Consider the following 9064-nt stretch of genomic DNA (forward strand, 5'->3'; position numbering starts at 1 on the left):
GGGGCCATCCGCGAGGGGCCGCGCCGCGTGACGCGCCCGGCCCCCCGGCTGCGCTTCGCGGTCCTGCTGCTCGGCCTGGTGGTGGCGGTGCTGGTGCCCTCCCTCGGCTTCGGCGCCTTCGCCGCCTGGCAGGCCGTGCAGGGGCGGCAGGATGCGGCGGGGGCGCGGCTGGTCGATACGGCCCGGGACCTCGCCTCCGCGCTGGACCGGGAGATCGACCGACACCTCGGCATCCTGCGCGGCCTGGCGGCGGCGGAGGCGCTGGATGGGCCGGCGCCGGACCTGCCGCGCTTCGAGGCGCAGGCCAGGCGCGTGGTCGGCACCTTCGGCACCAGCGCGACCCTGCTGGATGCGGTGACGCTCCGCCCGCTGCTGGATACCGCCGCCCCCCCGGGCAGCGCGCCCGGTGGCGCCATGCCCGCCCATGCCGTGGTGCGGGACCGGCGGGCGCCGGCGGTGACGGATTTCCTGCCGGGCGGCGCGGGCGGCCATGCGGCCAGCATCGGCGTGCCGGTGGAGCGCGACGGCGCCGTCCGCTTCGTGCTGGCGGTGCGGATGGAGGCGGAGGCCTTCCGCCGCGCCCTGGCCGCGCCGCTCGGCGCGGGGCCGCGCTTCGCCTCCCTGACCGATGGGCGCGGCGTCGTGGTGGCGCGGTCCGACGCGCATCACGGCCGCCGGACCGGCCAGCCGATCCCGGCGGCGAACCGGCGGCAGCTGGCCGCGGCGCCGGCCGGGCTCTACCGCGCCGCCACCTTCGATGGCGTGCCCCATGTCTTCGGCTTCCACCGCCTGGCCCTGGCCGAGGGCTGGACGGTGGTGGCGGCGGAACCCGCGGCCGGCTTCGATGCCGCCTGGCGCATCACCGCGCTGACGCTCGGCGCCGGGGCGGGGCTGGCGCTGCTGCTGGGCTGCGGCCTGGCCTTCGTCATCGCGCGGCTCGTGCTGCAGCCCGTGCGGCGGCTGGAGGCGCATGCGCGCGTGCTGGCGGATGGGGAGGGGCCGCTGCCGGTCGGCGCCGCCGCCGCCATGCCCCCCGCGCGGGTGGCGGAGCTGGAGGCGCTGCGGCGCGGCTTCGCGGCGGTGGAGACGGCGATCGGCGCGCGGGAGGAAAGGCTGCGGCAGGAGGCGGAGCGCGTGGCCCTGGCGCTGGCCGCCGGCGCCATCGTCGGCACCTGGGACTGGGACCTGGTGACGGACCGCTTCAGGCTGGATGAGCGCTTCGCCTTCTATTTCGGCCTCGACCCCGCGCGGGCGCGCAGCGGGCTGTCGCTGGAACAGGTCATCGCCACCGTCCATCCGGACGACCTGCCCGGCCTGCGCACCGCCATCGCCGGCGCCATCGCCCGCGGCGGCCCCTATGCGCATCCCTACCGCGTGCGCGGGCGGGACGGCGTGTTCCGCTGGATCGAGGCGAATGGCCGCGTCTATCTCGGCCCGGATGGCAGGCCGCTGCGCTTCCCGGGCGTGCTGCTGGACATCGAGGCGCGCCGGAACCTGGAGGCGGAGCGCGACCGGTCCGCCATGCTGCTGCGCGCCTTCATCGCCGCCATGCCGGGCGTGGTCTACGCCAAGGACCGGGAGGGCCGGATGCTGGTGGCGAATGAAGGCGTGGCCAGGCTGGTGGGCAAGCCGCTCGACACGATCCTGGGCCGGACGGATGCGGCGTTCCTCGATGATCCCGCGCAGGCCGCGGCCGTGGCGGCGAATGACCAGCGGATCATGGACAGCGGCGTGGCCGAGCAGGTGGAGGAGGCGGTGACCCTGCCCGATGGCAGCCCGGCGATCTGGCTTTCCACCAAGGCGCCCTTCCGCGACGGGGTGGGGAAGGTGGTCGGGCTGATCGGGTCCTCCGTGGACATCACCGCGCGCATCCAGGCCGAGGCGCGGCTGCGGGAGAGCGAGACGCAGCTGCGCCTGGCGAGCGAGGCGGGGGCGATCGGCTTCTTCTCCTGCGACATGGAGAGCGGCGCCACCTACTGGTCGGAGATGATGTACCGGCTCTACGGCCTCGACGCGTCGCTGCCGCCGCCTTCCATGCTGCCGGAGGGCGCGCATCTGGACATGGTGCATCCCGAGGATCGCGCCGCCCTGCGCGACCGGCGCCTGGCGGCGATGGCGGACCGGGCGCTGGTGACCTTCGCCTTCGAGTTCCGCATCCGCCGCGGCGATACCGGGGAGGTCCGCTGGATCGCGAGCCGCGGCGAATTCGTCCGCGCGGTGGATGGAACGGTGCGGATGATCCGCGGCGGGCAGCAGGATGTGACGGCGCGGCGGGAGGATGCGGACCGGCTTCGGCTGATGGTGCATGAGCTGAACCACCGCGTGAAGAACACGCTGGCGACGGTGCAGAGCATCGCGGCGCAGAGCCTGCGCGGCACCGATGAAGGCGTGCGGAAGGGGCTGGAGGCACGGATCCTGGCGCTGGCCGCGGCGCATGACGTGCTGACGCGGGATGGCTGGGCGGGGGCCAGCATCGATGAGGTGGTGGCCGGCGTGCTGGCGCCCCATGGCGGGCGGGACGGCGCGCGCTTCCGCGTGCAGGGCCCGCCGCTGCGGCTGGTGCCGCGCGTCGCGGTGACGCTGTCCATGGCGCTGCATGAGCTGGCGACGAATGCGCTGAAATACGGGGCGCTGTCGGTGCAGTCGGGGCATGTGGCGATCGGGTGGGAGACGGTGGCGGGCGATCCCGCGCTGTTCCGCCTGCGCTGGACGGAACGCGGCGGCCCGCCGGCGGCGCCGCCGGAGCGCCAGGGCTTCGGCACGCGGCTGATCGAGCGCAGCCTGGCGCATGACCTGGGCGGCACGACGCGGATCGATTTCGCGGCGGAGGGGGTGAGTTGCGTGGTGGAGGCGCCGCTGGCGGGGGTGGTGGCGCCGGCGGGGGTGGTGGCGCTGCCGCGGGTGGGGCGGGCGGGGTAGGGGGCGGGAACGCAGGAGGAACATCGTGCTTGACAGTGAAGCGGTCCACGACCACCTTCGACGTCAAGTGGGACGGGAATGCTCGTCCGGCGTCTGGCCTCGGGGAAGCCCGGGGCCTTTCGCTTTTCAGGGGAATATCTTGAGGCCGTAGCCCGATATCCGGCCCGCGGAGCTACGTCGCATTTTCGGCTCGATCAGGTCATAGGCGCGGTTGGGTTGCGCCGGATTGATGACGTGGCGGCCGATGGGATGGGCAACGAGGTCAGCGACCTGCAGCCCTGTCGAGTTGTGCTTCTTGTCCATGAACCGGATGGCCAGATTCGGCATAGGGCCGCCATGGACGCCTTGTCCGTCCTTGATGCGCAGGAAGGACAGTTCGAGCGTCGCGTCCTCTGTCCTGCCGCGCCGTTCGACAATGACATGCGTCAGCCTGTCGGCCTGCGCCTTCTCCTGCAGCCAGCGCTGCAACCTTTCCATGCAGAAGGCGAGTGCGATGTCGTAGGGGTTCGATGGTTCGCTGTAGCGCGCGACGTGGCGCTGCTTGTCGATGACGGCGGCGATGATGGTGACCGGCATGTCGGCCATGAGCCGGTGGAGGCGGTCGGTGAACCGCCCGCGCGTGTCCGGGTTGAGAAGGATGTTGAACTCGCCTGTCGCCTTGCGGATGTCGTGGCTGTGGAGGACCACGCAGTCGCAGCCCCAGAAGTCGAACTTCAGGCGCTGGACGCTGGGCACGGCGTGGCTGATGTAGGCGTTCTTCTCGAAGATGCAGAAGGCGAGGACGAAGACCGGGTTCTGCGGGTTGATGGAGGTGAGGCTGTGATCGCCGCTCTCATCCGCGTAGACGACATAGTCGCTGAACTGCATGCGTAACGATATCACGGGCGGGCGCGGTAACGGAGTCCGATTCGGCCGGCCCGCCCCTGGGCCTCTGCATCCCGTCTGCGGGTCTCAGCGTGCTGCCGCCGCCTCGCCGCGCACCAGGCGCTGCACCTCGAACCCCTGGCCCAGCGCGATCGCCACGGCGGCGGCGTAGTCCGCCTCGCTCATCGCCGGCGTGCGCGACAGCACCCAGAGGTAGTTCCGCCCCGGCGCGCCGACCACGGCCCAGCGGTATTCCGGGTCCAGCCCGATCACCCAGTAGTCGCCGTAGAAGGGCCAGAAGAAGGTGACGCGCAGCTTCGCATTCCCGCTGCCTTCCACGGCATAGGCGCTGGCCGTCGCCACCTGTTCCTCGCCCCGCGCATCGCGGCAGCGATTCACCACGCCGACCGTGCCGTCCGGCCGCGCGGTGTAGGTCGCGGTCGTGTTCGTGCAGGCGCGGCCGCCGCCGTCCTGGAAGCGGTTGGGGAAGCGGGCGATCTCGTGCCAGGTGCCGGCGTAGCGGGCTAGGTCCACGCTCGCGACCGTCGCGGGCGGCGGCTCCGCAGGGGGCGTGGCGCAGGCGGCGAGCAGCAGGGGCAGGGCGAGCAGCAGGCGGCGGATCACGGGCGGGACTCCCACGGTTTCATCCACCAACGCGCGGATCGCCCGGAACGATCCCGGGCGGCAGGCTCGCCACATGGTCGAAGATGGCGCCGGCCGTGGTGATCCAGACCTGGTCGCGGTGCTGCGCGATCTCGGCAAGCGCCCGCCGCAGGTGCCGCATCCGGTGGGGCTGGCCGATGATGTAGGGGTGCAGCGCGATGCCCATCACCTGGGGCAGCCCGTCCCGGACCTGGCGCAGGCGTTCGTGGAAATCATCCAGGATCATCGCCGCGAAGGCATCGCCGCCATCCTTGCGGCCGACGATGGCGGGGATGTCGTTCACCTCCTGCGGGTAGGGCATGGCCAGCAGGGGGCCTGACCGCGTCCGCATCCAGACGGGCGCGTCGTCCGCGCACCAGTTCATGGTGTAGCGGTAGCCGGCCTCGGCCAGCAGGTCGGGGGTGGTGCGGCTCTCCGCGATCCAGGGGCTGAGCCAGCCGCGCGGCGCCGTGCCCTCGGCAGCCAGGATCGCCGCGGTCGAGTCGGCGATCAGCTTCGCCTCCTCGGCCTCCGGCAGCACGGATTGGCGTTCGGAATTGGTGCGGCCATGGCCGGCCATCTCGTCGCCCCGGGCGCGATGGGCGGCGATGAGGTCCGGCGCGTAGTCGTACATGGCGCTGTTCAGCAGCAGCGTCGCGGGCAGGGCCAGCTCGTCCAGCGTCTCCAGCAGCCGCCAGGCGCCGACGCGGTTGCCGTAGTCCCGCCAGGCGAAGTTCAGGATATCGGGCTGCGGGCCGCCGGGGGCGAGTTCCGCGCCCAGGCCCTCGCCGAAGGCGAAATGCTCCAGGTTCACGCCGAGATAGACCGCGAGCTTCCCGCCATTCGGCCAGGCATAGGGCGCGCGGCCCCGCCAGGCCGTGTAGTCGTAGCGTCCATGGGTGGGCAGCATCGGGCACTCCGGCGATCGGTCGCGGCGGAGGTGGGTCATTTCGCGCGCCCCGGCAACCCCGCGAAAACGCCGCCCCGGGTGGGATGACCGTTTCGCGCCGGTGGCCTATGGTCCGGCGCAATGGGACGGGTCAGACAGGGTGAGGGGGCGGCCGGGGCGCTGCTGCGGCGGGAAGCGCGCGCGGCGCGGGCGCATCTGGCCGTGCCGCTGGTGCTCGGCATCGGGCAGGTCGCCACCGGCATCGGCCAGGCCTGGCTGGTCGCGCTGCTGATCGCCCGGCTGCTCGGCATCGGGGATGCGGGCTGGACGGAGCTGGCGGCGGCTGGGGCGCTGGCGCTGCTCTCGGCCGCGATCGGCATCGCCCAGGAACGCGCCCTGATCGCGGCGGGGGAAGCGGCCAAGACCCGCCTTCGCAACCAGGCCTTCGCGCGGCTGCTGGCGACGGGGGCGGAGGACCAGCGCCCGGTCGGCGAACGCGCCGCGCTGGTGGTCGATCGGATCGAGGCGCTGGAAGGCTTCCTCACGCGCTGGCTGCCCGCCGCCATGCTGGCGATCGCGGGGCCGCTGCTGGTGGCCGCGGCCGCCTTCGCGGTGGATGCGACCAGCGGCGCCATCCTGCTGGTGGCGGGGCTGCTGGTGCCGGTGGCGATGGCGGTGACGGGCATCGGCGCGGCGCAGGCCAGCCGCCGGCAGTTCTCCGCGCTGGATCGCCTGTCCGGCCGCTTCCTCGACCGCATGCGCGGGCTGCCGACGCTGGTGCTGTTCCGGCGGCAGGAAGCGGAGGCGACGGCGCTGCGCGTCGCGGCCGACGAGCTGCGCGGGCGCACCATGCGGGTGCTGCGGGTCGCCTTCCTGTCTTCCGCCTCGCTGGAGGCGCTGGCGGCGGCGGCCATCGCCTGCCTCGCGGTGCGGCATGGCGCGGTGCTGGGGCTGACGCATCCGGACCCCGCGGGCGCCATCTTCACCCTGCTGCTGGTGCCGGCCTTCTTCGCGCCGCTGCGCGCCTTCTCCCAGGCCTATCACGAACGCCTCGCCGCCCGCGGGGCCGCGGCGGAGCTGGCGCCGCTGCTGGAGGATGACGGCGCCGCGCCGGGCTACCGGCTGGAGGAAGTGCCGAACAAGCTGGTCGTCACCTTCCAGGACGTGACGCTGACCTACGACCCCGCCCGCCCGCCGGCGCTGGACGGGCTGAGTTTTCGGGTGCTGCCCGGGGAGACGCTGGTGCTGGCCGGGCCCTCCGGCGCGGGCAAATCCTCCGTCCTCCGGCTGCTGATGGGCTTCCGGCGGCCGGATGGCGGGCGGATCGCCTTCAACGGGCAGGACGCGACCCTGCTGGCCCCCGCCGAGCTTCGCCGCCTGACCGCCTATGTCGGCCAGCGCGCGCACCTGTTCCGCGGCACGCTGCGGGAGAATATCGCCCTGGCCCGGCCCGATGCCCCGCCCGCGGCGGTGGAGGCGGCGGCCGAGGCGGCGCGGGTGATGGATTTCGCGCGCGGCCTGGCGCAGGGGCTCGACACGCTGGTGGGGGAGGGCGGCTTCGGCCTCTCCGGCGGGCAGGCGCAGCGCGTGGCGGTGGCGCGGGCCTTCCTGCGGGACGCGCCGCTGGTGCTGCTGGATGAGCCGACGGCGCATCTGGACCCGGGGACGGAGGCCGAGGTGCTGGAGAGCATCCGCCGCCTCTGCGCCGGGCGCACCGCCATCATCGCCACCCATTCGCGCCTGGCGCAGCGCACCCTCGGCCGGGTGCTGGAGATCGAGGGCGGGCGCGCGGTCGGCGCCCGGATGGCGGGCGAATGAACGCGGACCTGCTGCGCGTGCTGGGGCTGTGGCGGAGCCGCGCCTGGTGGCTGGCGGCCGGGCTCGCCATGGCCTGCGCGGCCTCGCTGGCGGGGCTCGCGCTGCTGGCACTCGCCGGGCGCGGGGTGGCGGAGGGCGTGACGCCGGCCGCGATCTTCGCCGGCGGCGCGGCGGCCTTCTTCTGGCTGCGGCCCGTCGTGATCCTGCGGCCGGTCTTCCGCTACCTGGAACGCCTGGTCACGCATGCCGCCACCTTCCGGGCGCTGGCGGATACGCGCGTCTGGTTCTTCCGGCGGCTGGCGGAACGGCTGCCAGCGGGGCTCGGCTTCCGGCGGGCGGGGGACCTGCTCGGCCGCCTCGTCTCCGATATCGATGCGCTGGACCGCGTCTATCTCGGCGCCATCGTGCCGGGCGCCGCGGCGGTGGCGGCGGTGCTGGCCATCACGGTGGTGCTGGGGGCGGTTTCGCTGCCGCTGGCCGCGCTGGTCTCCGTGCCGCTGGCGCTGGCGCTGCTGCTGCCGCCGCTGCTGGCGCCGGGCGCGGCGGCGGCCGGCGAACGGGTGGCGGTGGCGCAGGGGTCGCTGCGCGCCGCCGTGGTCGATCCGCTGACCGGCATCGAGGATACGCTGGCCGCCGGCGCCGAGGGCCGCGCCGCCGCCCGCGCGGACCGCGAGGGCCAGGCCCTGGCCGCGGCGCAGCGCGCGCTGTCCCGCCGCGCGGCTTATGGCGGCGCCGCCGGGATGCTGCTGACCCAGGCGGCCATGCTGGGCGCGCTGGCCTATGGCCTGGCGGTCGGGGAGGGCGGCGTCGCCGCCGCGGTGCTCGGCCTGTTCCTGGCCACCGCCGCCGCCGAGGCCTTCGGCCTGCTGCCCCGCGCGGGCGCGGCGCTGGCCGCCGCGGGCGCCAGCGCCCGCCGCCTGTTCGAGGCCGCGGACCAACCCGCGCCCGTCGCCGAGCCCGCCGAACCCGCCACGCCGCCGCGCGGCCACGCCATCAAGGTGGAAGGGCTGCGCTTCGCCTGGGCGCCGGACCGGCCACCCGTCCTCGACGGGCTCGACCTCGACGTGCCGGAAGGCGCGCGCGTCGCCCTGCTCGGGCCCTCCGGCATCGGGAAATCCACGCTGACCTCCCTGCTGCTGAAGCTCGCGGCACCGCAGGGCGGGCGGATCACGCTGGGGGGCGTGGATATCGCGACCCTGCCGGCCGACGCCGTGCGGTCCCGCATCGCCTGCCTGACGCAGGATGCGCGCCTCTTCGACGACAGCATCGAGGAGAACCTCCGCCTCGCCCGGCCGGACGCGCCGGAAGCGGATCTCTGGCAGGCGCTGGACCGCGCCGGGATCGGGGAGATGGTGCGCGCCCTGCCGGAAGGCCTGGCGACGCGCTGCGGGGAAGCCGGGGCGCGCTTCTCCGGCGGCCAGGCGCGGCGCCTGGCCCTGGCCCGCGCGCTGCTGACCGACGCGCCCGTGCTGATCCTCGATGAGCCGGCCGCGGGACTCGACGCCGAGACCGAACGCGCCTTCCTGGAGACGCTGGGCGAAGCCACCCAGGGCCGCAGCGTGATCCTGATCGTCCACCGCCTGATCGGCGTGGAACGCCCCCACCGGATCCTGCGGCTGGCGGCGGGGCGCGCCCTTCCGGCGATGGGGTGAGGGTGGCTCGCCAGGGGGCTTTGCCCCCCGGCACCCCCCACCAGGGTCCAGCGGGACCCTGGACCGCGTCATGATGGGATCAGGGGAGAGGGGCCGGAACGCGCGCTTGTCCGACGCGCGCGCAGGCCCCTCTCCCCTGATCCCATGAAGGGGGTTCCGAGCAACCGTCTTGCGCTGGGCGTGGTGGGGTCAGGCGGTCTGGTGGTTGGAGGTGGCCCAAGGCTGTCGTGTGCGCATCATGGCGTTCAGGATGACGACGAGTTTGCGCATGACGGCGCCG

The 9064-nt window shown here is 74.2% G+C and carries 6 protein-coding genes; 3 read left to right on the forward strand and 3 right to left on the reverse strand.

Features of this window, described 5'->3' with window-relative positions; translation table 11 throughout:
* Positions 1–27 precede the first annotated feature (27 nt).
* A complete protein-coding gene (locus tag JJI54_RS32445; protein WP_203076149.1) occupies positions 28–2919 on the forward strand; it encodes a PAS domain-containing protein in 2892 nt (963 codons plus the stop codon).
* A 126-nt stretch (positions 2920–3045) separates the two neighbouring features.
* Here the strand turns inward: JJI54_RS32445 and JJI54_RS25105 are convergent, their stop codons facing one another.
* From JJI54_RS25105 to JJI54_RS25115, 3 genes are all read right to left on the reverse strand, one after another.
* A complete protein-coding gene (locus tag JJI54_RS25105) occupies positions 3046–3786 on the reverse strand; it encodes a DUF3800 domain-containing protein (protein WP_203076150.1) in 741 nt (246 codons plus the stop codon).
* Between the two features lie 84 nt (positions 3787–3870).
* Complete coding sequence (locus JJI54_RS25110) at positions 3871–4407, reverse strand: lipocalin family protein (protein WP_203076151.1); 537 nt, start codon at positions 4405–4407, stop codon at positions 3871–3873.
* A 19-nt stretch (positions 4408–4426) separates the two neighbouring features.
* Positions 4427–5335: a polysaccharide deacetylase family protein gene (locus JJI54_RS25115; protein ID WP_203076152.1), complete on the reverse strand. Its 909-nt coding sequence runs from the start codon at positions 5333–5335 to the stop codon at positions 4427–4429.
* Positions 5336–5455: 120 nt separating this feature from the next.
* Here JJI54_RS25115 and cydD point away from each other — a divergent pair, with 120 nt between their 5' ends.
* Complete coding sequence (cydD, locus tag JJI54_RS25120; RefSeq protein ID WP_203076153.1) at positions 5456–7132, forward strand: thiol reductant ABC exporter subunit CydD; 1677 nt, start codon at positions 5456–5458, stop codon at positions 7130–7132.
* Positions 7129–8784, forward strand: coding sequence for a thiol reductant ABC exporter subunit CydC (gene cydC / locus JJI54_RS25125; protein WP_203076154.1), 1656 nt, complete (start codon positions 7129–7131; stop codon positions 8782–8784). Before cydD ends, cydC begins: the two co-directional genes overlap by 4 nt.
* Positions 8785–9064: the final 280 nt, after the last annotated feature.

It is taken from the genome of Falsiroseomonas ponticola (assembly GCF_016805305.1).
Taxonomy (GTDB): domain Bacteria; phylum Pseudomonadota; class Alphaproteobacteria; order Acetobacterales; family Acetobacteraceae; genus Falsiroseomonas; species Falsiroseomonas ponticola.

Bases quoted from the DNA above. Each gene is read 5' to 3' on its own strand.
- JJI54_RS25105 (WP_203076150.1), bottom strand. From the start codon at position 3,786: ATGCAGTTCAGCGACTATGTCGTCTACGCGGATGAGAGCGGCGATCAC.
- cydD (WP_203076153.1), top strand. From the start codon at position 5,456: ATGGGACGGGTCAGACAGGGTGAGGGGGCGGCCGGGGCGCTGCTGCGG.
- JJI54_RS25115 (WP_203076152.1), bottom strand. From the start codon at position 5,335: ATGCTGCCCACCCATGGACGCTACGACTACACGGCCTGGCGGGGCCGC.
- cydC (WP_203076154.1), top strand. From the start codon at position 7,129: ATGAACGCGGACCTGCTGCGCGTGCTGGGGCTGTGGCGGAGCCGCGCC.